Raw genomic sequence first — 23,780 nt, 5'->3', positions numbered from 1 at the left:
CGCGCCTGAATGGGTCAGTGGCTGCCGGGATTAGCGCGCACCTGCGCCACTTTTTCGCTCAGATTCTGCCACGCCGGTTGGTCAGGTGCGTAGCGCTGGCGCAGCCAGGCAGCAATATCCGCAACCTGCTTATCCGACAAACTGGCGGCAAAGCCGGGCATATAACCGAGCGCATCGGTTGCCGGTTTGTCGATACCGTGCAGCACCACCTGTAACAGATTATCCGGCGTCGCGCTGGTTATGCTGCTGCTGTTGGCCATCGATGGGCTGACGCCAAACAACTGCGGTCCGCCCTCGCTGGCGCTATGGCAGGCCTGACAGGCGCCTTTAAACAGCCGTTCCCCCGCGGCAGTGTTCCATGCCGGTTTTGCCGCCGGCACAGCGACAGGGCGCGCTGCCTGACCGTTGATATCCGCCAGATAGCTGGCCATGGCGCGCACGTCGGCTTCCGGCAGGGTGGCGAGATGGCTTACCACCGGTGCCATCGGTCCGGCGGCAACGCCGTGCTGCGCATCGTAACCACTGCGCAGATAGTTATACAGCGACTGCGCGGTCCACGGCTGCGGGGCTTTATTCAGCTGATTGAGCGCGGGCGCTTCCCAGCCGTCGACCCAGCCACCGGCGAGGAAATTATCCCCGCTTTTTTCCGCGCCCAGCAAATTACGGGGCGAGTGGCAGGCACCGCAGTGTCCGGCCCCGTTCACCAGATAGGCACCGCGATTCCATTCGGCGCTTTTGCGGGGGGCAGGCTGGTATTCGCCGCGCCCGAGGTAGAGCGCGTTCCAGCCCGCCATCAGGAAGCGCAGGTTATAGGGAAAGCGCATCTGGTTTTCTGCTGGTGCCTGCTGTACCGCCGGCTGCGACATCAGCCAGGCGTACAGCGCCTGCATATCGCCTTCGCTCAGCTGGCGAAAGCTGGTGTAGGGAAACGCCGGATAGAGATGATGGCCGTCGCGGCTGATGCCCTGGCGCATGGCGCGATCGAAGGCGTTAAATGACCAGCTGCCGATGCCGGTCTGCTTATCCGGCGTGATGTTGGTGGTGTACAGCGTGCCAAACGGTGTCTCCATCTTCAGGCCGCCAGCATTGGTCGCGCCGCCTTCCGTGGTATGGCATACCGCGCAGTCACCGGCGGCGGCCACCTGACGGCCACGTTCCAGCATCTCTGCCGACCAGCTTCCGGCGGCCGGGGGTGTCACGGGCGCAATCGGTGCGCGCCACGGCAGCGCGTTAATCGCCACGCCAGCGGCGAGACCGAGCAATCCTGTTACGCCACCCAGCGCCCATTTTCGGCTGCGGCGGCGGGCGGTGCTGACCGGTGCGGCCAGCTGTGGCTCCGGCTGCGGATCGGGGCCGTTCTGCGCCTGACGCAGTTTGTCAGCGGTAATGGGCAATTCGCGAAAACGGATACCGGTGGCATCAAACACCGCGTTAGCGATGGCCGCGGCGCTGGGCACCGACGCGGATTCCCCCGCGCCCAGCGGCGGTTCGTGCGGGCGCGGCACCATCATCACGTCGATATCCGGCACTTCCGGAAACGTCAGGATCGGGTAGCTGCCCCATTCCTGGCTGGCGATCAGGTTGCTTTCAATCGTCACCTGTTCTTTGAGCACCCGGCTGGTGGACTGAATGACATTGCCGTGAATCTGATGCTTTACCCCTTCCGGGTTGATCATCATGCCGGCATCATGGCCCACGGTGATGCGCGTAACGGCGATCTCGCCGCTCTGCTTATCAATCGCGACATCCGCGACCCAGGCAGCCCAGGCGGCACCGAAGCCGGGAAATTTGCTGTGAATGTAGCGTGCGTAGGCAAAACCGCGTCCGCGCAAAATGCCGGGTTCGCTTGCGGTCTGCTGAATGGCGGTGCGCGGCGTCCAGTCTGCGCGCGCAGCGGTGGCGCGCATTAGCTCGGCGGCGCGATCGTCCTGAATGTAGCGCAGCCGGTACTCCACCGGATCGACGCCTGCCGCGTGGGCCAGCTCATCCATATAGGATTCATGGGCAAAGGTGTTGGGCAGGGCTGAAACGCCGCGCATCCACGAGGCGCGCACAATCGGCGCCATGTCCTCAATGGTGACGCGCAGATGGGGAAAATCGTAAGGTGGAATGGAGGTGCGATCGCCCATTTCATACGCCAGCGCCACCGGATCGACGCGGCCGGTCAGCAGCAGCGCAAGGGTGGGTGCGCCGTTGGACGGATAAGATGTAGTGAAATCATACACCTGAGGATTGCCCTGCGCGTCCAGCCCGCCATCCACCTCCATCAGCTGTGCAGTGCCTTTCGGCTCCCAGACGTGTTCCTGGGCGCGCGTCAGCTGTACCCGCACAGGCTGGCCTACTGCGCGTGACAGTAGCGCCGCATCGGCGGCCACGTCATCGGCGCAGTTGCGACCGTAGCAACCGGCAGCTTCCATGCGGTTCACTTCAATCGTCTCTTCCGGCCTCTCCAGCAGCCATGCCAGATCGGCGCGCAGCAGGTGCGGGTTCTGCGTGCCGCTCCACACCTGCAGCGAATCGGGCTGATAGTCGGCCACCGCGCAGGAAGGGCCAATCGACGCATGCAGCTGATAGGGCCAGACATAGCTGCGGGTAAAACGCTGCGCGACATTCGCCAGCGCGGCATCCACTTCACCGCTGTCATGCACCACGCGCGAAGTGCGGGGATTATCACGAATAGCCTGTTCGATATCGCGCAGGTCTGGCAGGCTGTGTTCCCACGGCTTCCAGCGCACCTGTAATGCGTCCATCGCGGCGATGGCCTGCTCCTCGCGCTCGGCCACCACGCCGACAAAATCCGCGATCTGCACCACTTTCACGATGCCTTCGAGATGCGCGATCGAACTTTCGTCAATGCTGAGCAATGAGGTGCCGACAAAGCTGCCGGTGTCATAGCCCGCATACGGTGGACGAATGACCCGGCCGTGCAGCATACCGGGCACGCGCAGGTCATGCACCCACGTCAGTTCGCCGGTGGCTTTGGCGGGAATATCTACCCGCGCCGAGCTGGTACCAACTAAGCGATATTCACTGGCGGGCTTGAGTGTTACCTGATGATCAATCGGCACGATGCTGCGCTGCTGCTGCACCAGTTCGGCAAATGACAATTGCTTACCGCCGGGGTGCTGCAGGAAACCGCTGTCCAGCGTGATGCTCTCCACCGGCAGCTGCCAGCGCGCGGCGGCCTGCTGTAGCAGCCACTGGCGCGCCGTTGCAGCCGCTTTACGTAGTGGTACGGCAGAAATTTGCAACGTGGCGCTGGCGATGGTGGCACCCTGGTTGGGCACGCGCAGCGTATCGCCCAGCACCATTTGTACCTGATCCATGCGCAGACTGAGCTCTTCGGCGACGATTTGCGTCAGCGCGGTTTTCACCCCGGTACCGAGATCGACATGGCCATTGAAGGCCCAGACGCTGCCGGAACCGTCAATAGCCAGAAACAGTGCGCGCTCTTTGGCTTTCAGCGTCGGCGTCTGGCCTTTGGGTACCAGCCCTGGCGGTGGCTGAATCTCATCGACAATCAACAGGATGTCGCTGGCTGCCAGCAACTGCTGCTGCGTGGGGACGTTAGCCGCACTCATGATGCCGCCTCCGCCTGCTGCAGGCATAAGGTGATGGCGCGCTTCACCGCGCACAGGATCTCCTGATGGGTGCCACAGCGGCACAGATTACCGCTCAGCGCCGCACGTATCTGCCGGTCATTAGGGCAGGGCTGAGCGCGCAGCAGCGCGGCGGTGGTCATGATCATGCCGTTAAGGCAGTAACCGCATTGTGCGGCCTGCGCCTCGATAAACGCCTGCTGCACCGGGTGCAGTGCTTCGCGGTTGCCCAGCCCTTCCAGCGTGGTGATAGCGCGCTGACGCACGCCATACGCCGGGATGACGCAGGCGCGCGCGGCAACGCCATCGATCAGCACGGTGCAGGCGCCGCATTCGCCCAGGCCGCAGCCATATTTGGGTCCGTTAAGCTGGAGTTGATTACGCAGCACCAGCAGCAGCGAGGTATCGCGATAGCTGCTGATGGAGTGAGTCGCGCCGTTCACCTCAAGGGCGTAATGGCACGTGGATGCAGGTGAAACAGGTGTGGCAGTCTGATGTGCCAGCATTTTCATTATTAACCGCCTTAGCGAGGCGGCTAAGCGCCCCGGGTTAGGGCTGGCTCGTATCGTCCAGCATTTTCTTCAGCAGATAAATCAGCGCGACCCGTTCGGCCGGATTCAGCTGCCCGTAAGTCATTTCGGTGATGCGCATCGCGTTGTCAGTCGTGCTGTCAATCAGGCGGAGGCCTGCATCGGTCAGCATGACAATCACTTTGCGTTTGTCGGTGGGATCGGGACCCAGACTGACCAGATCGCGCGCCTTAAGACGCTCAACCACACCGCGAATGGTGGCCTGATCGACGGCGGTATAACGCACTAAATCGTTCTGTGCGCTCGGACCGCGATCGCGCAGCGCACAGAGGGTAATAAATTGCACGGCGGTTATCTGTGAATCACCGACGTGTTGCTGAAAAATCGCCGCATGGCGTTGATACACCTTGCGCAACAGATGGCCAACCTGCTCGGTATAGTCATAGCGCTGGTCTGCGCGCGGATCCTGCTGGTGCGACATGCCTTTATCCTTTTTCCCGGAAACTGTCAGGCAGTGTAATGCATTGTCACTGCGCTGACAGCCGTTCCCTGCGCACGATTAACGCGCGCGTGAGGCCTCCGGTGCCACCACTTCACCTTCCGCCACCACCAGCAAATCGTCCACTTTGATGTCGCAGCGGCGCAGAGCAATGTCCATATGGCACGGCGTTTTGCGCTTACCGCCCACTTCGGTGTTCGGTCCGGTCGAAAACAGGAAGTTGCCGTAAAAGGCGCGCGCGTCCATACACATGCCGTCGTTTTTGTCGTGTAATCCCATCGCTGTCCACTGCGCGCGCGGCTGCAGCCCCCAGCCGATGTGGGAAATACCGTACACTTCCGGATCGTTGAAGTAGCGCATGTAATCGCGCAGATACTCGGCTTCAAAGCCACCGTGAATGCGGGTGACAAAACCTTTCTCGATCTCCAGCGTGATGCGTTCACGCGCGTAAGATTTAAACGGCAGCAGGATGTCGCCGACGTCCAGCACCAGCACGCCTTCAGCCTGATCTTCATTCGGCCAGGTAAACAGGAAGCCACTCGGCCAGTGATCCCAGCGGCCCGGCTCATCCGCGTAGCCATATTCCGTTACCGTGGGGTACTGGCCGAGCGGGGCGCGAAAATCACTGCCGGCCGGCGACTTCACCGTCATCATGCGCGCTTTTTCCAGCACTGCCGCCGCGGCCAGCACGCGCGACTTGTCCTCTTCAGTGGGCAACATTCGTGCCAATACTTCCGGCGGCTCAACCGCCAGCAAAATTCGCGTCCCGGTTTTCAGGATTTGCTCCTGCTCCGGCGAATGCAGCAGCATCATGGTATCGACGATCAGGTCCGCCGCTTCCAGCGCGCGCTGTGCGGCAATGTTGCCGGTAAGCGCGGTATCACCGCAGTAGGCGGTCATGTCGTTACCCATTGCCGTCGGGTGATTGAAGGCCGGCAGCTCAATGCAGTACACCTTCGCGCCCAATCGTAGTGCAGCATCAGTGGCGGCCTGCACGGTGCGTGCATCGGAATAGTGACTTTTCAGGATGGCGACACTCTGGCTGGCGTCGACTTTCGACAGCCGTAAAACCTGCTCGAACATCTGGCCTAACTGGCTCTGATTTACTGCCATAGCGGTTTCCTCTCAGGGTTAGATGTCAGACAATTTGCTGCGCAAAACTTCAGCTATTTATAGCGAATACGCTTTATGTGTTTGTTATAGACGTGTTGCGAAGAACAGTGCAAGCATTTCTTTTTGACATAAGAAAAGCCTATTTAACCTTATCATCAGGCTGTGATTAACATCATGTTATCGAGTTTTCACTGTAAATACGGTTGCTTTTAACAGTGTCATAACCTCAATAATTAAAGTGTATGCACTATAAATTCAGCGTCGGGTTTGATCGTTTATCCGCGTGCATACCTTCAAATCAGCGTCAGTGTGAGAGGAAAATATGAGCAATATGAAACGCATCGCGGTGATCGGCGCCGGGCTGGGCGGGCTTGCCGCCGGCTCGCTGTTACAGAAAGCGGGATTTCATGTCACGGTTTATGAACAAAGCCCGGCTTTCTCCCGTCTGGGTGCCGGCATCCACATGGGGCCGAACGTGCTCAAGGTGTTTCGCCGCATGGGCATCGAACAGCAGCTGGAGGATCTGGCTTCGCACCCCGATTTCTGGTTCAGCCGCGACGGCGAGACCGGGGAGTATTTGTCACGTATTCCGCTGGGCGCTTATGCGCGCAAAGAGTACGGTGCGGCTTATGTCACGGTGCACCGGGGCGATTTGCAGGCCATGCAGATGACCAGTCTGCAGCCGGGCAGTGTCCAGTTCGGCAAGTGCCTGAGCAGCGTCGAGGACAGCGGCAGCGATGTGGTGCTGCGTTTTCAGGACGGCAGCGAAGCGCGCGCGGATATCGTGATTGGCGCGGATGGCATCAACTCAAAACTGCGTGAGCATCTGCTGGGGGTGGAAGCGCCCACTTACAGCGGCTGGGTGGCGCACCGTGCGCTAATCCGTGGCGAACAACTGCGCAAATACAACCTTAGCTTTGAAGATTGCGTCAAGTGGTGGTCTGAAGATCGTCATCTGATGGTTTATTACACCACCAAAGCGCGCGACGAATATTATTACGTCTCCGGGGTGCCGCACCCGGCGTGGGATATCAAAGGCAGCTTCGTTGAAAGTAGTCAGCAGGAGATGCTGGAAACCTTTGGTCACTACCATCCGGTGGTACAGGCGCTGATCGAGTGCAGCGAATCGGTCACCAAATGGCCGCTGCTCAACCGTCAGCCATTGCCGGTATGGAGCGAAGGGCGCATTGTGCTGCTGGGTGATGCCTGCCATCCGATGAAACCGCACATGGCGCAGGGCGCTGCGATGGCCATCGAAGATGCCGCCATGCTGTCGCGCTGCCTGACGGAGACCGGTCTTGATGATTATCGCACCGCGTTCCGCCTGTATGAAGCCAACCGCAAAGAACGCGCGTCGCGCGTGCAGGCCGTCTCTAACGCCAATACTTTCCTGCGTACCCAGGAAGATCCGGCCTGGGTTTACGGCTACGACGTGTTTGCCGCGCCGCTGAAAAGCGAGGTGACCTCATGAGCCGTTTTATGCACGGCGGTCAGGTACAGGCCAACGGCATTCGCCAGCACTATCTGCGCTACGGCGGCAGCGGGCCCGCGCTGATCCTCGTACCGGGTATCACCAGCCCGGCGATCACCTGGGGTTTTGTGGCGGAAGTTTTTGCGCAGCATTTTGATACCTGGGTACTGGACGTGCGCGGTCGCGGGCTCTCCAGCAGCGGTGAAGGGCTGGATTACGGCATGGAGAGCTGCGCCGATGACATCAACGCCTTCGCGGATGCGCTGGGGCTGACGCGCTATCACCTGGTTGGCCATTCGATGGGCGCGCGCTTCATCATGCGTGCGGCGGTGAAACAGCCGGCCGGCGTGCTGTCGTTGTCGCTGATCGATCCGCCGGTTTCCGGACCGGGCCGGCGTCTCTATCCGGGTCAGTGGCCGTGGTATGAAGATTCCATTCGCGACGCGCAGCGCGGCATGGATGCTGAAGCCATGAAGCAATACTGCCCGGCCTGGAGCGATGACCAGCGTCAGCTGCGCGCCGAGTGGCTGCATACCTGCTATACGCCGGCCATCCGTCGCGCCTATGACGATTTTCACCAGCTCGATATCCATCAATATTTCCCTCAGCTGCCGGCAAAAACCCTGCTGATGGTGGCAGGCAAGGGCGGCGTCATTCAGGCGGAAGATGAAGCCGAAATCCGCGAGCTGCTCCCGACCATTGAGATCAGCCGGGTAGCCGGCGCTGGTCACATGATCCCGTGGGATGATTTTCACGGTTTCTTCAATGCCTTTGGCACCTTCCTTGGCCCCTCACTGACTCCGGAGACGCAGCCATGACGCGTTCGTATCGTATCGGCCAGATTGTGCCGAGTTCCAACATCACCATGGAAACCGAAATTCCCGCCATGCTGCAGGCGCGCCAGCTGATTCGCCCGGAGCGGTTTACCTTCCACTCCAGCCGTATGCGCATGAAACATGTCAATAAAGATGAGCTGGCGGCGATGGATAAAGAGTCCGACCGCTGTGCGCTGGAGCTGTCCGACGCGCGCGTTGACGTGCTTGGCTATGCCTGTCTGGTAGCGATCATGGCGATGGGCCCGGGCTATCATCGCCAGTCTCAGCAGCGTCTGACGCAGGTCACGCGTGACAACGAGGCGCTGGCACCGGTGATCACCAGTGCCGGCGCGCTGGTCGATGCGCTGCATATTATGGGCGCGAAGAAGATCGCGCTGGTGGCCCCCTACATGAAGCCGCTGACCGAGCTGGTGGTGGATTACATCCAGCGCGAAGGGATTGAGGTAAAGCAGTGGCGCGCACTGGAAATTGCCGATAACCTCGCCGTCGCCCGCCACGACCCGGCCAATTTACCCGGCATCGTGGCGGACATGACGCTGACGGATGTTGATGTGGTGGTGCTGTCGGCCTGCGTGCAGATGCCATCGCTGCCGGCGGTGGCAAAAGTGGAGGCGCAGACCGGCAAGCCGGTAATTACGGCCGCCATTGCCACCACGTATGCTCTGCTGAAGGCGCTGGAGCTGGAGCCGGTGGTACCGGGCGCGGGCGCACTGCTGTCCGGTGCGTGGTAAGGAGAAACCATGAGCCAGAGTGTCAGTGATAACTACGCCGGTGTCTGGGGCAACCGCATCGGTTTTGGTCAGCGTCCGGCGCTGCTGATGATCGACTTTCTGCAGGGTTACACCACCCCGGGCGCCGCGCTGTTTGCCCCGGGCGTGGTAGAGGCGGTGGCCGCCGCACAGGGCCTGCTGGCGGCGGCGCGCCAGTGCGCGATTCCGGTGATCCATACGCAGATTCGCTACCATCCGCAGCATCAGCAGGACGGCGGGATCTGGGTGCAGAAAGCTCCGGTAATGCGTGACATGGTGGAGGGCAATCCGCTCGCCGCGTTTTGTCCGGCGGTGCAGCCGCTTGCCGCAGAAGTGGTGATCACAAAACAGTATGCCAGCGCGTTTTTTGGCACGTCTCTGGCATCGATGCTGGTGGCGCAGGGCATCGATACGCTGCTGATCGCCGGCTGCTCCACCAGCGGCTGCATCCGTGCCAGCGCAGTGGATGCGTTGCAATACGGTTTTCGCGCCATGGTGGTGCGCGAATGCGTGGGCGATCGCCATGATGCGCCGCATCAGGCCAATTTGTTTGATATCGACAGTAAATATGGCGACGTGGTAAGTAAAGCCGCGGCGCTGGAGTATCTCGGGAAGTTCAGCGCCCGTTAAGGGCGCGTTTCACCTGCACGGAGTGCGCACAAACAGTCCGTTTCGGCTGCGGCTGAGACGCATAACAACATCTCCCCGACGACGGGGTTATTGCGCCCGGAGAACACCATGACTGACGTTTCAACCCGTCCTGCTGCGCTGGCAGCCGAAGACACCGCTTCGATTTATCGCAAAATCACCTGGAAGCTGATTCCGTTTCTCTGCCTGTGTTATCTCGCGGCCTACCTAGATCGCATCAATATCGGCCTGGCCAAACTACAGATGGCGAGCGATCTGGCGCTGAGCGAGACCGCGTTTGGTCTGGGTGCCGGGCTGTTTTTTGTCGGCTATATCCTGTTTGAAGTGCCGAGCAACCTGATCCTGCAGCGGGTCGGCGCAAAGATCTGGATCGCGCGCATTATGATTACCTGGGGTTTGCTCTCGACCGCCACGCTGCTGGTGCAAACGCCGACCCAGTTCTACATCATCCGCTTTTTCCTCGGCGCGGCCGAAGCCGGTTTTCTGCCTGGCGTGCTGTTCTATCTCACCAAATGGTTTCCCTCGTGGCGCCGCAGCCGCATCATTGCGCTGTTTATGATTGGCCTGCCGCTCTCCAGCCTGATTGGCGGACCGCTTTCCGGCTGGATCATGGGGCATTTTCATGAGGTTTACGGCATGCGCGGCTGGCAGTGGCTGTTTCTGCTGGAAGGTCTGCCCAGCGTATTACTGGGTGTGCTGACGTTCTGGCTGCTGCCGAACAGCGTCGAGAGCGCCAGCTGGCTCAGCAGCAGTGAGAAGCAGGCGGTGCTGCGCGAACTGGCGCGCGACGAAGGTGACGCCAAAGGGCTGAAACACAGCCTGCGCGATGGTCTGCTGAATATTCGCGTGGTGATGCTCGGCGGCATCGATTTCTCGATTCTGCTCAGCGCTTACGCCATGGGTTTCTGGATGCCGACCTTTATCAAGAATGCCGGCACCACCGATATCACCACCATTGGCTATCTGACGGCGATCCCCAGCCTGGCGGCGTTGATTGGTATGCTAGCGATTGGTGCCAGCTCAGACCGCCTGCGTGAACGCCGCTGGCATATTATTGTTCCGTTTATTATTGGCGCGGCAGCGATGGGCACCAGCACCTTCTTTGCTCATAACGTGGCGATGACCGTGCTGCTGTTCTCAATTGCACAGGCGATGATTATCGGGGCGGTGCCGGTGTTTTTCAGTCTGCCCGCTACGTTCCTGAAAGGCACGGCAGCGGCAGCGGGTTTTGCTCTGGCCTGTTCGATCGCCAATATCGCCGGACTGGTGAGTAATTCGGTGATGGGTGTGGCGCTGGACCTCACCGGCAGCAGCAACGGCGCGCTGTGGTTCTTCGCCGTGTGTCTGCTGCTCAGCTCGCTGTTGGTGGTCGCGCTGCCAGCGAAGCTGGTGAACCGGTAGCGAATACCTTACCTATTTGAACGATCGCTGATGGATTGCCATCGATGGCGTAATGCCGAATAGTTCAGAAACTGCAATACGCACAAATTCGTAGCGGCGCGATTCATCGCGCAATAAATTGCGCCGCTACGATAAGTGCAATCATTTATGTACAAATTCAAAAATAACTGACAAGGATTACGCCATTCATGGCGACCGCCTCACAGCCGCAGAATGCAGCTCCACACCCCGCCAGACCGTAACCCCCACCCGCACTCAATCCTCCTCGCTAATCGGTTATCCATAAGGTAAAAATCTTGTGGGATAGCTCAAACTATCAGCTAAAGGTATTATAAAGGTATCTATTCTGGTGCTAGATTGGTTCTACCAACACCGGGGAGTCTATTTCGATGAAAACTACAATTCCAAAGCTGTCGTTCATGATGTTCTTAGAGTGGTTTATCTGGGGGGCATGGTTCGTGCCGCTGTGGGCGTTTCTCAGCAAAAACGGCTTTTCGCCGGTTGAGATCGCCTGGTGCTACGCCTGTACCTCCATCGCTGCCATCCTGTCACCGATTCTGGTCGGCTCGCTAGCTGACCGTTTCTTCCAGGCACAGAAAGTGTTATCGCTGCTGACCATCGCCGGCGCGATTCTGATGTTCTTTGCCGCACAGCAGACGCACTTCAGCAGCTTCTTTCCGCTGCTGCTGCTGTATGCGCTCACCTATATGCCGACCATTGCGCTGACCAACAGTATTGCGTTTTCCCACGTCGGTGATGTGGAGCGCGACTATCCGCGCATCCGCGTGATGGGCACTATCGGCTGGATCGCCTCCGGCATCGCCTGCGGTTTCCTGCCGCCGCTGCTCGGCTTTGGCGATATCTCCGCCAGCAATGTACCGTTGCTGATCACCGCGGCCAGTTCGCTGCTGCTTGGCCTGTTCGCCCTGACCCTGCCAGCCACCGAACCCAAAAGCACCGGCAAGTTCAGCCTGCGCGTGGCGCTCGGCCTGGATGCGCTGCATCTGCTGAAAGATCGCAGCTTCCTCGTATTTTTCGTCTGTTCATTTCTGTTCAGTATGCCGCTGGCGTTCTACTACATCTTCGCTGAGGGATATCTGACCGAAGTCGGTCTGCCACACGCCACCGGCTGGATGACGCTCGGCCAGGTATCAGAAATCTTCTTCCTGCTGGCGCTGCCGTTTTTTATCAAACGCTTTGGCATCGGCAAAGTGCTGCTGCTCGGCCTGGTCACCGCCGCGCTGCGCTACGTGTTCTTTGTCTTCGGCGGCGATCAAAACCTGCTGACCTTCGGCCTGCTGTTTTTGGGCATTCTGCTGCACGGCGTCAGCTACGACTTCTACTTCATCACCGCCTACATTTATGTGGATAAGAAAGCGCCAGTGGCGATGCGTAACGCTGCGCAGGGCCTGATCACCCTGGCCTGTCAGGGTATCGGCAGCCTGCTCGGTTATCGCCTGGGCGGCTATCTGATGCAGGAGATGTTTGCGTATGACCAGCCGCGCAACGGTCAGACCTTCAACTGGGCGGGAATGTGGATGTTTGGCAGCGTGATGATAGTCATCATCACCATCGCCTTTATCGTTCTGTTCCGCGACGGCAAAAAACGCAGTGATGAATTAACCGCTTTTGAACACTCAGCAACCGCTGACAGCCATAAATAAGAGATGTAACCATGACGATGACACACCAGGAAAAACGGATTTTGGGCGCATTTTACGGCCAGGCATTGGGCGATGCGATGGGCATGCCATCGGAACTGTGGCCGCGCAGCCGCGTGAAACAGCACTTCGGCTGGATCGATCGCTTCCTGCCCGGCCCGGCAGAAAACAATGCCGCCTGCTACTTTGGCCGGGCGGCTTTCACTGACGACACTTCAATGGCGCTGGCGCTGGCCGATGCCATTATCAGTCACGACGGCGAAATTAATGCGGAAACCATCGGCGCCAATATTCTGCGCTGGGCGGAAGCGTTTGATGCCTTTAACAAAAATGTGCTTGGGCCGACCTCCAAAATCGCGCTTAACGCGCTGAAAAACGGTACGCCGGTGGCGCAGCTGGAAAATAACGGCCTGACCAACGGCGCGGCGATGCGTGTCTCGCCGCTGGGCTGTCTGCTGCCGGCGCGTGACCTGCCGGCTTTTATTGATGCTGTCGCGCTGGCCTCCAGTCCGACACACAAATCCGACGTGGCGATTGCCGGTGCCACCGCGATCGCCTGGGCAATCTCCCGCGCGATTGACGGTAGCGACTGGGCAACGATTCGTGACGAACTGCCGGCGATTGCCCGCGCGGCGCAGGAGCGGCGCGTCACCACTTTCAGTGCGGCGATGGCGGCCCGCATCGAACTGGCGTTGCAGGTGGTGGCGCAGGGCAGGGGCACTGAGTCGACCATGCAGCAGATCTACGATCTGGTCGGTACCGGCACTAGCACCATTGAATCGGTACCGGCGGCGATTGCCATGGTCGAACTGGCGGCGACCGATCCCAATCGCTGCGCCATTCTGTGCGCCAATCTGGGCGGCGATACGGACACCATCGGCGCGATGGCGGTTGCCATTTGCGGCGCGCTGCACGGTATCGACGCGATCGATGCGCAGCTAAAAGCGGAACTGGATGCCGCTAACGCGCTGGATTTCACCCATTACAGCCGCGCGTTTGTCCGTTTCCGCCAGCAGCGCGAGGCCGCCTATGCTGACGCCTGACGATCTGTCCCGACTGGCGGGCCGGTTGCCGGTGTGCGTGGTGGGGGCGGCGGTAGTGGATGTGATTGCCGATGCCTGGACGTTGCCGTATCGCGGCAGCGACATCGAACTGCATCAGCAGGGCGTGAACGTTGGCGGCTGTGCGCTTAACGTCGCCATTGCGCTGCATCGTCTCGGCATTCCATCCATCAACGCGCTGCCGCTGGGGAACGGCATCTGGGCCAGTATCGTGCGACAGAAGCTGGCGGAATACGGTGTGCAGAGCGTACTGGAAAATGCGCACGGTGATAATGGCTGGTGTCTGGCGCTGGTCGAGCCGGATGGCGAGCGCACCTTTCTTTCCGTCAGTGGCGTGGAAAACCAATGGGACGCCGCGCTGTTGCGCACATTGCCGCAGCCGGCGCAGCGCTGGATCTATCTCTCCGGTTATCAGCTCACCAGCAAAAGCGGCGAGGTGCTGATCGACTGGCTGGAGCAGCAGGCACAGCCGTATCAGCTGCTGGTGGATTTTGGCCCGCGGCTGGCGGATATCGGCGAGGCGCAGTTTGCGCGCATCATGGCGCTGCAGCCACTGATTACAGTGAACAGGCAGGAAGCGGAGCTGCTGTGGCATGAGCGTCTGCGCGCATCTGAACCTTTCGACGCCCATCAGCTGATGGCGCGCTGGCAGCAGCAGTTTGGCGGCGCAATGGTGTTAAGGCTGGACAGCGAAGGTGCCGGATACATCGACGCTGAGGCGCAGGGCTGGGTGCCCGCACTGGCGACTACGGTGGTCGATACTATCGGCGCGGGCGACAGCCATGCTGGCGGATTACTGGCGGGATTAGCGTCCGGCTGGTCACTGGCGGAGAGCGTTGCGCTGGGCAACGCAGTGGCGTCGTATGTGGTTTCCCGGCGCGGCGGCGACTGTGCGCCCGATCGTGCCACACTGCGCGCTTACTGGCAGCAACGCCTTACTCAGCAATAAACACGTACATATCGCTGCGGCAGTAGCTGATGCTGTACTCCAGCGGATTGCCCTGTGCGTCGAGTGCCAGCTGCTTAATCACCAGCACCGGCACATTGGCGGGCAGGGCAATTTGCTGCTGCAGGGCTTCGTCCGGCATACGCGCACTGACCCGGCTCTGGGATTTCACCGGCAGGATCTGCTGGCGATGAAAATAGTCATACAGCGAAATACCAATCTCATCGGCATCGGCAATGTAGCGCGCCGGCACCCATGACTCTTCAACCGAGACCGCCTGGCGGTCAACATAGCGAATACGTTTCAGCAGATAGACATCGCTGCCCGTGCTCAGCCCCAGCTTTTCGGCGATCTCTGCGCTACAGGCAATTTTGCTTTTATTGATCCACACGGTGTCCGGCGTTTTACCGCGCAGCACCGCCTGCTGCGACAATCCTTTTGGCTCTTTGAGTGAATATTCAAACTGGCTGCAAATCTGCGTGCCGTAGCCGCGGGAACGGAACACGACGCCCTCTTTTTCCAGCTTGTCCATGGCTTTACGCACGGTGATGCGTGAAATGTTCAGCGACTGGCTGAACTCGCGCTCGCCCGGCAGGATCTCCTCGTGCACCAGCGTGCCATCGCGCACCGCATCTTTAATCGCACTGGCAAAGCGTTTATACAGCGGCGTGCGACTCTCTGTCGCCAGCGTGGTGGTCAACCGCGCCAACAGCGCATTGTGGTCAGTCATAGCGGGCAGGGCACTCACTCGGGTCAGCGGCAGGAACCGCTATAATACTGAATTTTAATGCGGCGCGCAGCCAGCGGCGTTTTGACCAGCCATCATGTCTCTTTATCCTGCTGATACTGAGGCACATCGTCGCGTTCTGTTAGCCACGGCACGGTGTGCGAGCACCAGATATAGGAAACCGGCGTCTGAGCGGGATCGTCGTCCAGCGTGGCCACACGCAGAATCACGTGGCTCTGATGAGGTCTTTCAGCCATCAGATGAGATCCGCAGACTGAACAGAAATAACGCAACTTATCCGGGGAAGAATTAAATGCCGTCAGAAATTTTTCTCCCTGGGTCCACCTGAAATCCTCACGCCGCACGCGCGCTGTGGAGGTATAAGCGGCGGCGTGCGCTTTCCTGCAGGTATGACAGCAGCAATGCGTAATGCTGCCCGCCAGGCGATCGCATTCGTAGCGCACACGTTTACAGAGACAACTTCCGTTCATTTTTTCTCCTGATTCCTGTGCCGGATTATTGCATCAGCTTCAGATGGAGGAGGGGAAACGGTTTCCCCTCACCATCAACGGAAGACCGTCCAGTCACCTGAAAGCCCAGATGCTGATAAAACCCGAGCGCAGCGGTATTTTGTTCGTTAACGTCCACTTTCTTCGCTGAAAGATGACGGATAGCGTAATGGACTAACCGTGCACCGATCCCTTTTTTGTGATGAGCGGGCGAGACGAAAAGCATCTCGATATTCTCATCCTGCACGCCGATGAATCCGACAATGTCATGGTTTTCATCGCTCACTTTTCTTAAAACAACAGCATCAAAATAATTTTCCAGAATAAGCTTTCTGAGCCGCAGGATATCCTGTTCATTCAGGAAATGATGCGTTGCCCGGACGGCAGCCTCCCAGACCTGAATCAGTAAGTGATACTCTTCCTTGCTTACTTCGCTAATTGTCACAACGCCTCCTTAACATGCCTACGCGATGGCTTAACGCAATATCTGCGCTAATCGCTGGCCAGCCGCGCATAAAGATATTCATCGCCCCACATCCCTTTGAAAAAAATATTCTGCCGGTAGTGCGCTTCACGGCGAAAATTCAGCTTTTCCAGCAGGTTTATGGCGCGAATATTACGTGTGTCTACTACGGCTGTAAGCCGGTGTTTTGCAAACTGCGTGAAAAGCAGAGTAACGATGGCACTCATTGCTTCAAGCGCAAAACCCTGTTTCTGATATCCGGCATCAAATGTCATGCCGAGTTCAGCTTGTCTTCCTTCATCAAAAAAATGAATTCCGATGTCCCCTATCAGCCGGTTGTCTTCCTGGTGTGCTACGGCAAGCTGAAACCAGGTGTTATCGCTGTTGAACGGCAGCGCATCCTGCTGCGCATATAATTTCTCAGCGTCCTGCCGGGTAAATTCTTCCCAGCTTTGATAACGAGCAACGTCTGGCAGATTGCGATAGCGCGACAGATGCGGCAAATCAGCCACTGTCAGCTTGCGCAACAGCAGGCGTTGAGTATAAATCGGCAACGTCAGCGCCATATGTTCTCCGCTGCTTGCGTGCAGGCGGGTTAAACTAAACCGGGAGCGGTGCGTATCGCTTCAAGCCCGACGCGCTGCCCGAAAGACAGCTCCAGCGTATTGCCATCAGGATCGGCAAAAAATACGTAATATCCCACCGGTTCGCCAGCCTCTTCAGGGGCTTTACGTAACACGCCTTCGGCGACGGCCATCGCTGTTTTACGATCGATCTCTTCGCGTGACGCACAGGCAATGCCTAAGTGTCCAAATTTACCCAGTGGCGTATCTGACACGTCATCCGCCTGCACCAGAACCAGTGCGAAAGGGCGGGTATGATCGCTCAGCCATGCCACCTTGCGGGCAGCCGGGACGTCAGGTTCACGGGTGTGTATCACCTTCATTCCTGCATAGCGGCGGTAGAAATCCATGCTCTTCTCCAGATCCCTCACCATAAACGCAACGTGGGTAAATCCAACATCGATATCCTTCATCTGCATCCTGTCTCCATTTATTGCCTCCCTGACACGATAAAAACTCAAGCCTGCTTAAGGTTAATCGCCTAAAGGGCCTGGTCGCTGCTCATTTTTCCGTGTGGAGGTGTGGTGCGTGAAACGGTACTCTCTCTGAAAATTTCAATATAACTCAACAGTTTTTAAATAAAAACGACACGGCATCGCGTGCTATATGCCTATTAATAACGTTGACGGAGCGGAAATAAAAACGATTTAATTTCTGCCTGTTTTTTAGGAAAACTAAACGATGCGAAACAGCCTGCCTTCTCTTAACGCCCTGAAGGCGTTCGAATCCGTTGCCCGGCATCTCAGCATGACCCTTGCAGGCCAGGAGTTGCACGTCACGCCCGGCGCGATCAGCCTGCACATCAGGGAACTGGAACGGCAACTGGGCCTGCCCCTGTTTCAGCGAAATGGACGCAAGCTGGCGCTGACGGCATCCGGTCAGGGCTATTACTACTCGATTGCTTCGGCTTTCAGCCTGATTCGTGAAGCCACTGAAACGCTGGTGCAGGAGACACAAAAAAATACCATCACGCTGGCCTGCACCACCGGATTTGCGACTCACTGGTTGCTGCCGCGACTGGCTGATTTTGAACGTGCCTGTCCGGATATCGACCTGCGCATCAGTGCCACTTCCCGCATTCAGTCTTTCGCCACGGATGGTATCGACCTGGCCGTACGGCATGGTAATGGTTTCTGTGAAGGTTGCGTGAGTGAGAAGCTGATCGACGACGACTACCTTGCAGTCTGCATTCCTGCTGTGGCGCAGCAGCTGGGGGAACCGCCGGCACTTGCCGCACTCGGTCGCGTCACGTTACTGCATGATATGCACCGGGAAGACTGGCAGCGCTGGCTCGCTGAAGCCGGTGTCGGGCATATTGATTCCGGTAAAGGGCCCTTGTATAGCGATGGCAGCGGGGCGTGGCTGGCGATGCTTGCCGGCATGGGCGTAGCGCTGATGCGCAGGCGATTTGTTCAGGCGAATCTGGCATCCGGTGAAGTGGTGGCACCGTTTCCAAATACGCTGAATACCGGACACGCGTACTGGCTTATTACGCCCCACGAAGCGCTGCTGCGTTCTGCCGTGGTAAAAGTAAGAGCCTGGCTCATGCAGCAGTCCACAGAATAGAACAGCGTCCGGCATTTCTTCATATCAACAAGACATAGTAAATTCCTGAGCAAGCCGATATAACAGGTTCAGGACATTTCACCTGCAGAGGATTTCATGGCGCTTTCACACGAATTAATGCTGATTTACACCACTTATTTTGTGGCAACGGCCAGCCCTGGTCCGAGTAATATGGCGATTATGGGAACGGCGATGAATAAAGGGCGCGGTGCCGCCTTAGCGCTTGCGGGCGGGGTAATTGGCGGCTCAATGCTGTGGGCGCTGCTGGCGGCCTGCGGGGTATTAACCGTGCTGGCGATGTTTGCCCAATTGCTGCTGGTGTTGAAAATCGGCGGCGGGTTATATCTGTTGTGGCTGTCATACAAAGCCGGTAAATCTGCGTTAACCCGCACCGCTGCCGATAAAACCGTTATCAGCGATCACCGTGTTGCGTATGGCGCGTTATTTCGTCAGGGAATTTTGATGCACGTCGGTAATCCGAAAGCCATTTTAACCTGGGTCGCGATCATGTCCGTCGCGCTCAAACCGGACGCTGCAGCCTCGACATTACCGCTGATTATTCTCGGCTGTGCGGCGATTTGCGTCGCGGTATTTTGCGGCTATGCGCTGATATTTTCCACTGCAGCAATGAACGCGTTTTACCGTCGTATCCGCCGGGGATTAGATGCGCTATTAGCCTGCTGTTTCGCCATTGCCGGACTGAAACTGGTGTTGAGTCGTCAATAAAGTAAATTTTTAACCTCAGGTTCGCCCTCAATAACAACAGGCCGCTTAGTTAAATAAACCACCATGAGCAGCCTGATTGTCGCGGCGCGACGCATCGCGCCCTGCTTCAGGCCGTCACTCCGGTGTGATATCCGCGCCTAGAGTCTTGATCTCAAATGTGTTTAGATACCTGAACGTCAAAGCCTGTGAATCGTTGCCATGAATCTAAAGGAAACTATCGTCCGCGAGTTCAGTGAATTATCGCCAGAACTACAGCGGGCTGCCGAATTCTCACTGCAGAATGCCAATCAACTGGTGGTGCAATCCATGCGCACCTTTGCGCAGCAGGCCGGGGTGAAACCGGCAACGCTGCTGCGCCTGGCGAAACGGCTGGGCTATAACGGCTGGAGTGAACTCAAAGACGCATTTATTGATGACATCGGCCTGCGCAATGATACCTATGTCTCGAAAGCGGAAAAGCTGGTGGCTGCCGGCACGCAGCCGCAGCTGTATGATGCGATGTTTCAGGCCCACCAGACCAACCTGGCCTTTACGCAGGAGGAAAACCGCCAGGCAATGGAACAGGCCGTGACCTTACTCGATGCGGCTGACAATGTTTACATCTGCGGTTTCCGCGCCAGCTTTCCGATCGCCTGGTCATTATTTTATGTGTATCGGCTGTTCAATCGTCAGGTATCACTAATGGATGGTCTGGCGAGCAATATCGAAGTTTTCACACGTGAACTGACCGCCGCGGATTGCCTGTTGCTTACCAGCTTTGCCCCTTATTCACGCGAATCACTTGATGTACTGCGCGCAGCGCAGCAGGCGGGTGCAAAGATCATCGCCATCACCGACTCACCGGTCTCGCCGCTGGCGCAGGCCGCTGATTGCTCGCTCCGGTTTTCACTGGACAGCCCATCGTTCTTCCCGTCTGTCGTCTCTGGCATGGGCCTGGCAGAGTGTCTGCTGGCGATGCTGGTGGCCCGTCATGGACGTGATGCGGTCAGTAAAATTGAAAATGCCGAACGCTATTTAATCGATTCCGGCGCTTACGTGCATGCCGGCAAATCCTGACAGATGATTCATTTGTATCTGTCATAAGAATATTGAATGCGATTGAATCATTATTGCGTTGACGTGATTCAAATGGATCCTGCAAGATACGTTTCAACAACGAAGCGTATTCAGGAGCAGGACCAGCATGAGCCGTATCATTCACCGCAGTCTGCGCAGCGTGCCCGCCGTGGCCACGCGCGCACACGGGGCCTACATTTTTGATGCACAGGGAAAGCAGTATCTTGATGCCTGCGGTGGCGCCGCCGTTTCCTGCCTGGGCCACGCCCATCCTGACGTCCTCGCAGCTATGCATCGTCAAATCGATCAACTGGCTTATGCGCATACCAGTTTCTTCACCAGCGATACCGTTGAACAGCTCGCCGAACAGTTAACGCGCACCGCACCGGGCGATCTTAACTATGCCTATTTCGTATCGGGCGGTTCTGAGGCGGTGGAAACCGCGCTGAAACTGGCCCGGCAATACTTTGTTGAGATCGGACAGCCCGCGCGTACCCGTTTCATCGCCCGCAAACAGAGCTACCACGGCAATACGCTGGGCGCGCTGGCGGTGGGTGGCAACGAATGGCGCCGGCGTCAGTTCGCACCCCTGTTAATCGACGTGATTCGCGTTTCCGCCTGCAATGAGTATCGCGATCGCCGTGCCGATGAAACCCAGCAGCAGTATACCCAGCGGCTATTGAGCGAGCTGGAGCAGGCGATTGTCGATGCGGGCCCGGAAACGATTATTGGCTTCTGCGCGGAGACGGTGGTCGGTGCGACCAGCGGTGCCACGCCGCCGACGCCGGGCTATCTGCAGGGTGTACGTCGCCTGTGCGACAAGTATGGCATTTTGTTTATCGCCGATGAGGTGATGTGCGGAATGGGGCGTACCGGCACACTGCACGCGTTCGAACAGGATGGCGTGGTACCTGATTTGGTCACCATCGCCAAAGGACTGGGTGGCGGTTATCAACCCATCGGCGCGGTGCTGGCCAGTGAGAAGATCGTGTCTGCGCTGCAGGCTGGCAGCGGTCTGTTCCAGCATGGACACACTTATATTTGTCATGCGACAGCCGCTGTGGCGGCGTTAGCAGTACAGCAGGTGATTGAGCGCGACCATCTGCTGGAGGCGGTTCAGCAGCAGGGCGCTTATCTGCACAAGGCGCTTCGCGACGTGCTGGGGGAGTTACCGCACGTCGGTGATACACGCGGCCGCGGCCTGTTTGCCGGTGTGGAGCTGGTGCGTGATAAAGCCACAAAAACCCCGTTCGATTCGGCGATGAAACTTCACGCAGCCATCAAGGCCAACTGTATGGCGCGCGGTTTGCTGGTCTATCCGATGGGCGGCACGCTGGACGGGCAATATGGCGACCACATTTTAATTGCGCCACCGTTTATCGTCACCCCGCAACAACTGGATTTTGTCGTGGATACGCTGAACACCGTGATACGTGAAGAGACCGGCAAATTATGATTAACCGATTACCGCCGCTGGCGGAGCAGGACTGGGATGAGCAGCAACGTCCGCTCGCGGAAGAGATTATCAACGGGCCGCGCGGTGCGCTGCTACCTCCGTTTGAGCCGCTGCTGCGCAGCCCAGAGTTAATGGCACATGCACAGCGTATGGGGGAATATCTGCGCTATCGCAGTGCGCTGGGCCAGCGGTTATCGGAACTGGCGATTTTAATGACGGCAAGGCACTGGTCACAGCCGGTAGAGTGGGCAATCCATGCGCCGATAGCGCGCGAAAAGGGGATTTCTGCTGCAGCAGTGCAGGCCATCAATGAAAAACGTCAGCCCGCGGATTTGCAGCCTGATGAGTGGGTGATTTATCAGTTTTGCCAGCAGTTACATCAGCAACAGAAAATCAGTGATGCCACCTGGCAGCAAGCCATCGAATTATGGGGCGAGAAGGGCGTGGTGGATTTGATAGGCATTAACGGCTATTACAGTTTTCTCTCGATGATCATGAACGGCGCACAGACGCCGGTACCCTTTACGCAGGATCACTTGCTTCCTGCATAAGTTGTCGCATTACTCCGGGCGTACCTGATACGCCCATTATATTAACCACCTTCTTTGACCATGTCCGCCGGGTTATTTCGCTGGATGACAATCATTGCACGCTACATTACTGACGCTGAGGGTTATTATGTCTGCATTTTTAAATAAATTAAAAGTTACACTGGCATTGGTTGCCTGTTCCGCCAGTTTTACCGCTGCGGCGCAGGAGAAATTAACCGTCGGGGTTGATACGGCTTTTGTTCCTTTTGAATTTAAGCAAGGTGATAAATACGTCGGCTTTGACATTGATTTATGGGATGCCATCGCGAAGAAAATGCATATCAGCTATGAATTACACCCAATGGACTTTGGTGGCCTGATTCCGGGGCTGCAATCGCGGAATCTGGATGTCGCGATGGCAGGCATTACCATTACCGATGCGCGTAAGCAGGTGGTGGATTTCAGCAACGGTTATTATGATGCCGACTTATTAATGGCTGTCAAAAGCGATGATAACAGCATTAAGAAATTCAGCGATTTAACCGGCAAGAAAGTGGGTCTGAAACAGGGCACGGCCGCAGCCAGCTTTATGAAAAGTAAATACAAGGCAAATTATGTTGAGTTTCCTAATATCGACAACGCCTATCTGGATTTGCAGGCCGGCAACCTTGATGCGGTGGTCCATGACTCGCCCAATGTGCTGTACTACGTGAAAACGGCGGGCGATGGCAAAGTCAAAGCCAGCGGTGAAAACGACACGATTCTGCCGCAGCAGTATGGCTTTGCCATGCAGAAAAACAGCAGCCTGACGCCTAAGATCAACGCCGCGCTGCAGGCCCTGCGCGCGGATGGGACTTACAGCAAAATCTACGTGAAATGGTTTGCTAAGCAGCCGAAATAATCCTGCCAGGCCGGAGCTCTCCGGCCTTGTTTAGCGTTTACAGGTTAAATTATGAATTTTGACAGTAAATATATTTGGGAATCTCTGCCGCTACTGCTGCAGGGTCTGCAGCTGACCTTGATTATTTCGCTGTCAGGTCTGCTGGGCGGTTTTATTATTGGCTTACTGGCGGGAACCTGCCGTGCTCTGGGTGGCAAAATTGCTAAGACGCTGTCACTTATTTTTGTCGAGCTTATTCGCGGTACGCCCATCATGGTGCAGGTAATGTTTATCTATTTTGCACTGCCGATGGTGTTGCCGATAAGAATTGATCCCGTCACCGCCGCGATCGTGACCATTGTGATTAACTCCAGTGCCTACATTGCTGAAATTACCCGGGGCGCGATCCTCTCAATTAATAAAGGCTTTAAAGAAGCGAGTCTGGCGATGGGCTTATCGCAGCGCAGTACGCTGTGGTATGTCATTATGCCTTTAGCGTTACGCCGCATGATTCCGGCTTTAGGTAACCAGTGGATTATCAGTATTAAAGATACCTCACTGTTTATTGTGATTGGCGTGGCAGAACTGACGCGTCAGGGGCAGGAGATCATTGCGGGTAATTTCCGTGCGCTGGAAGTGTGGACGGCGGTCGCCATGATTTATCTGCTGGTGACGTTATGCCTGAGCTTTTTACTGAAGCAGCTGGAAAAAAGGATCCATATTTTATGAG

24 protein-coding genes are annotated in these 23,780 nt (G+C 57.5%); 15 read left to right on the top strand and 9 right to left on the bottom strand.

All coding sequences use genetic code 11. The annotated features are described in order from the left end of the window. Positions 1 to 14: 14 nt before the first annotated feature. The 4 genes from F3J41_RS08185 to F3J41_RS08170 form a co-directional block, all read right to left on the bottom strand. Positions 15 to 3,581 (bottom strand): molybdopterin cofactor-binding domain-containing protein, encoded by a 3,567-nt coding sequence (locus F3J41_RS08185; RefSeq protein WP_166710603.1) that lies wholly within the window; start codon positions 3,579 to 3,581, stop codon positions 15 to 17. Next, the gene (locus F3J41_RS08180) at positions 3,578 to 4,105 is read right to left on the bottom strand and encodes a (2Fe-2S)-binding protein (protein ID WP_371815457.1); all 528 of its coding nucleotides are present in this window, start codon (positions 4,103 to 4,105) and stop codon (positions 3,578 to 3,580) included. Before F3J41_RS08180 ends, F3J41_RS08185 begins: the two co-directional genes overlap by 4 nt. Positions 4,106 to 4,148: 43 nt before the next feature. Further along, complete coding sequence (locus F3J41_RS08175; RefSeq protein WP_166710598.1) at positions 4,149 to 4,610, bottom strand: MarR family winged helix-turn-helix transcriptional regulator; 462 nt, start codon at positions 4,608 to 4,610, stop codon at positions 4,149 to 4,151. A 78-nt stretch (positions 4,611 to 4,688) separates the two neighbouring features. Beyond that, complete coding sequence (locus F3J41_RS08170) at positions 4,689 to 5,741, bottom strand: 2,5-dihydroxypyridine 5,6-dioxygenase (protein WP_136546994.1); 1,053 nt, start codon at positions 5,739 to 5,741, stop codon at positions 4,689 to 4,691. Positions 5,742 to 6,063: 322 nt separating this feature from the next. On the opposite strand from F3J41_RS08170, the gene F3J41_RS08165 reads away from it, so the two are divergent. From F3J41_RS08165 to F3J41_RS08130, 8 genes are all read left to right on the top strand, one after another. After that, on the top strand, positions 6,064 to 7,212 hold the full coding sequence (locus F3J41_RS08165; protein WP_058780991.1) for an FAD-dependent monooxygenase: 1,149 nt from the start codon (positions 6,064 to 6,066) through the stop codon (positions 7,210 to 7,212). Continuing rightward, on the top strand, positions 7,209 to 8,030 hold the full coding sequence (locus F3J41_RS08160; protein WP_021508810.1) for an alpha/beta fold hydrolase: 822 nt from the start codon (positions 7,209 to 7,211) through the stop codon (positions 8,028 to 8,030). The genes F3J41_RS08165 and F3J41_RS08160 overlap by 4 nt, the downstream gene beginning before the upstream one ends. A 47-nt stretch (positions 8,031 to 8,077) precedes the next feature. Then, the gene (locus F3J41_RS08155; RefSeq protein ID WP_199188990.1) at positions 8,078 to 8,779 is read left to right on the top strand and encodes an Asp/Glu racemase; all 702 of its coding nucleotides are present in this window, start codon (positions 8,078 to 8,080) and stop codon (positions 8,777 to 8,779) included. Between the two features lie 9 nt (positions 8,780 to 8,788). After that, complete coding sequence (locus tag F3J41_RS08150; protein ID WP_021508812.1) at positions 8,789 to 9,427, top strand: isochorismatase family protein; 639 nt, start codon at positions 8,789 to 8,791, stop codon at positions 9,425 to 9,427. 108 nt (positions 9,428 to 9,535) lie between these two features. Continuing rightward, positions 9,536 to 10,846, top strand: a complete 1,311-nt coding sequence (locus F3J41_RS08145) for an MFS transporter (RefSeq protein WP_021508813.1) — start codon at positions 9,536 to 9,538, stop codon at positions 10,844 to 10,846. A 389-nt stretch (positions 10,847 to 11,235) separates the two neighbouring features. Next, the gene (locus tag F3J41_RS08140) at positions 11,236 to 12,510 is read left to right on the top strand and encodes a nucleoside permease (RefSeq protein ID WP_166710596.1); all 1,275 of its coding nucleotides are present in this window, start codon (positions 11,236 to 11,238) and stop codon (positions 12,508 to 12,510) included. A gap of 17 nt (positions 12,511 to 12,527) precedes the next feature. Next, positions 12,528 to 13,550: an ADP-ribosylglycohydrolase family protein gene (locus F3J41_RS08135; RefSeq protein ID WP_193752263.1), complete on the top strand. Its 1,023-nt coding sequence runs from the start codon at positions 12,528 to 12,530 to the stop codon at positions 13,548 to 13,550. Further along, positions 13,537 to 14,517 (top strand): PfkB family carbohydrate kinase, encoded by a 981-nt coding sequence (locus F3J41_RS08130; RefSeq protein ID WP_166710594.1) that lies wholly within the window; start codon positions 13,537 to 13,539, stop codon positions 14,515 to 14,517. Before F3J41_RS08135 ends, F3J41_RS08130 begins: the two co-directional genes overlap by 14 nt. On the opposite strand, the gene F3J41_RS08125 is transcribed toward F3J41_RS08130, so the two are convergent. From F3J41_RS08125 to F3J41_RS08105, 5 genes are all read right to left on the bottom strand, one after another. Next, complete coding sequence (locus F3J41_RS08125) at positions 14,504 to 15,244, bottom strand: GntR family transcriptional regulator (protein ID WP_166710592.1); 741 nt, start codon at positions 15,242 to 15,244, stop codon at positions 14,504 to 14,506. The two genes, F3J41_RS08130 and F3J41_RS08125, sit on opposite strands and share 14 nt — an antisense overlap. A 92-nt stretch (positions 15,245 to 15,336) precedes the next feature. Beyond that, positions 15,337 to 15,732 (bottom strand): GFA family protein, encoded by a 396-nt coding sequence (locus F3J41_RS08120; RefSeq protein ID WP_104187643.1) that lies wholly within the window; start codon positions 15,730 to 15,732, stop codon positions 15,337 to 15,339. A 25-nt stretch (positions 15,733 to 15,757) separates the two neighbouring features. Beyond that, positions 15,758 to 16,195, bottom strand: coding sequence for an acetyltransferase (locus F3J41_RS08115; RefSeq protein WP_166710590.1), 438 nt, complete (start codon positions 16,193 to 16,195; stop codon positions 15,758 to 15,760). Positions 16,196 to 16,242: 47 nt separating this feature from the next. Continuing rightward, positions 16,243 to 16,773, bottom strand: coding sequence for a GNAT family N-acetyltransferase (locus F3J41_RS08110; protein ID WP_166710830.1), 531 nt, complete (start codon positions 16,771 to 16,773; stop codon positions 16,243 to 16,245). Between the two features lie 35 nt (positions 16,774 to 16,808). Beyond that, entirely contained in the window at positions 16,809 to 17,249 is a 441-nt protein-coding gene (locus F3J41_RS08105) for a VOC family protein (protein WP_166710588.1), read from the bottom strand. A 268-nt stretch (positions 17,250 to 17,517) separates the two neighbouring features. On the opposite strand from F3J41_RS08105, the gene gcvA reads away from it, so the two are divergent. From gcvA to glnP, 7 genes are all read left to right on the top strand, one after another. Beyond that, on the top strand, positions 17,518 to 18,402 hold the full coding sequence (gene gcvA / locus F3J41_RS08100) for a transcriptional regulator GcvA (protein ID WP_058770406.1): 885 nt from the start codon (positions 17,518 to 17,520) through the stop codon (positions 18,400 to 18,402). A 96-nt stretch (positions 18,403 to 18,498) separates the two neighbouring features. Continuing rightward, on the top strand, positions 18,499 to 19,128 hold the full coding sequence (locus F3J41_RS08095) for a LysE family translocator (RefSeq protein WP_166710586.1): 630 nt from the start codon (positions 18,499 to 18,501) through the stop codon (positions 19,126 to 19,128). 198 nt (positions 19,129 to 19,326) lie between these two features. Beyond that, the gene (locus F3J41_RS08090; RefSeq protein WP_166710584.1) at positions 19,327 to 20,184 is read left to right on the top strand and encodes a MurR/RpiR family transcriptional regulator; all 858 of its coding nucleotides are present in this window, start codon (positions 19,327 to 19,329) and stop codon (positions 20,182 to 20,184) included. A gap of 127 nt (positions 20,185 to 20,311) precedes the next feature. Continuing rightward, on the top strand, positions 20,312 to 21,640 hold the full coding sequence (locus F3J41_RS08085) for an aspartate aminotransferase family protein (RefSeq protein ID WP_166710582.1): 1,329 nt from the start codon (positions 20,312 to 20,314) through the stop codon (positions 21,638 to 21,640). Then, positions 21,637 to 22,191: a carboxymuconolactone decarboxylase family protein gene (locus F3J41_RS08080; protein ID WP_176428143.1), complete on the top strand. Its 555-nt coding sequence runs from the start codon at positions 21,637 to 21,639 to the stop codon at positions 22,189 to 22,191. The genes F3J41_RS08085 and F3J41_RS08080 overlap by 4 nt, the downstream gene beginning before the upstream one ends. Positions 22,192 to 22,318: 127 nt before the next feature. Next, positions 22,319 to 23,071 carry a glutamine ABC transporter substrate-binding protein GlnH gene (glnH, locus tag F3J41_RS08075; RefSeq protein WP_058781013.1) on the top strand — a complete coding sequence of 251 codons (753 nt, stop codon included), beginning with the start codon at positions 22,319 to 22,321 and terminating at the stop codon, positions 23,069 to 23,071. A 51-nt stretch (positions 23,072 to 23,122) separates the two neighbouring features. Beyond that, a complete protein-coding gene (glnP, locus tag F3J41_RS08070; protein WP_166710580.1) occupies positions 23,123 to 23,779 on the top strand; it encodes a glutamine ABC transporter permease GlnP in 657 nt (218 codons plus the stop codon). The last annotated feature ends 1 nt before the right edge of the window (position 23,780 follow it).

The organism is Pantoea sp. Ap-870 (assembly GCF_011752515.1).
GTDB lineage: Bacteria > Pseudomonadota > Gammaproteobacteria > Enterobacterales > Enterobacteriaceae > Pantoea > Pantoea dispersa.
Note: the sequence above shows the minus strand (reverse complement) of the source record. Positions and strands in the feature narration are given on the sequence as shown.

Bases quoted from the DNA above. Each gene is read 5' to 3' on its own strand.
- F3J41_RS08185 (WP_166710603.1), bottom strand. From the start codon at position 3,581: ATGAGTGCGGCTAACGTCCCCACGCAGCAGCAGTTGCTGGCAGCCAGC.
- F3J41_RS08180 (WP_371815457.1), bottom strand. From the start codon at position 4,105: ATGCTGGCACATCAGACTGCCACACCTGTTTCACCTGCATCCACGTGC.
- F3J41_RS08175 (WP_166710598.1), bottom strand. From the start codon at position 4,610: ATGTCGCACCAGCAGGATCCGCGCGCAGACCAGCGCTATGACTATACC.
- F3J41_RS08170 (WP_136546994.1), bottom strand. From the start codon at position 5,741: ATGGCAGTAAATCAGAGCCAGTTAGGCCAGATGTTCGAGCAGGTTTTA.
- F3J41_RS08165 (WP_058780991.1), top strand. From the start codon at position 6,064: ATGAGCAATATGAAACGCATCGCGGTGATCGGCGCCGGGCTGGGCGGG.
- F3J41_RS08160 (WP_021508810.1), top strand. From the start codon at position 7,209: ATGAGCCGTTTTATGCACGGCGGTCAGGTACAGGCCAACGGCATTCGC.
- F3J41_RS08155 (WP_199188990.1), top strand. From the start codon at position 8,078: ATGGAAACCGAAATTCCCGCCATGCTGCAGGCGCGCCAGCTGATTCGC.
- F3J41_RS08150 (WP_021508812.1), top strand. From the start codon at position 8,789: ATGAGCCAGAGTGTCAGTGATAACTACGCCGGTGTCTGGGGCAACCGC.
- F3J41_RS08145 (WP_021508813.1), top strand. From the start codon at position 9,536: ATGACTGACGTTTCAACCCGTCCTGCTGCGCTGGCAGCCGAAGACACC.
- F3J41_RS08140 (WP_166710596.1), top strand. From the start codon at position 11,236: ATGAAAACTACAATTCCAAAGCTGTCGTTCATGATGTTCTTAGAGTGG.
- F3J41_RS08135 (WP_193752263.1), top strand. From the start codon at position 12,528: ATGACACACCAGGAAAAACGGATTTTGGGCGCATTTTACGGCCAGGCA.
- F3J41_RS08130 (WP_166710594.1), top strand. From the start codon at position 13,537: ATGCTGACGCCTGACGATCTGTCCCGACTGGCGGGCCGGTTGCCGGTG.
- F3J41_RS08125 (WP_166710592.1), bottom strand. From the start codon at position 15,244: ATGACTGACCACAATGCGCTGTTGGCGCGGTTGACCACCACGCTGGCG.
- F3J41_RS08120 (WP_104187643.1), bottom strand. From the start codon at position 15,732: ATGAACGGAAGTTGTCTCTGTAAACGTGTGCGCTACGAATGCGATCGC.
- F3J41_RS08105 (WP_166710588.1), bottom strand. From the start codon at position 17,249: ATGAAGGATATCGATGTTGGATTTACCCACGTTGCGTTTATGGTGAGG.
- gcvA (WP_058770406.1), top strand. From the start codon at position 17,518: ATGCGAAACAGCCTGCCTTCTCTTAACGCCCTGAAGGCGTTCGAATCC.
- F3J41_RS08095 (WP_166710586.1), top strand. From the start codon at position 18,499: ATGGCGCTTTCACACGAATTAATGCTGATTTACACCACTTATTTTGTG.
- F3J41_RS08090 (WP_166710584.1), top strand. From the start codon at position 19,327: ATGAATCTAAAGGAAACTATCGTCCGCGAGTTCAGTGAATTATCGCCA.
- F3J41_RS08085 (WP_166710582.1), top strand. From the start codon at position 20,312: ATGAGCCGTATCATTCACCGCAGTCTGCGCAGCGTGCCCGCCGTGGCC.
- F3J41_RS08080 (WP_176428143.1), top strand. From the start codon at position 21,637: ATGATTAACCGATTACCGCCGCTGGCGGAGCAGGACTGGGATGAGCAG.
- glnH (WP_058781013.1), top strand. From the start codon at position 22,319: ATGTCTGCATTTTTAAATAAATTAAAAGTTACACTGGCATTGGTTGCC.
- glnP (WP_166710580.1), top strand. From the start codon at position 23,123: ATGAATTTTGACAGTAAATATATTTGGGAATCTCTGCCGCTACTGCTG.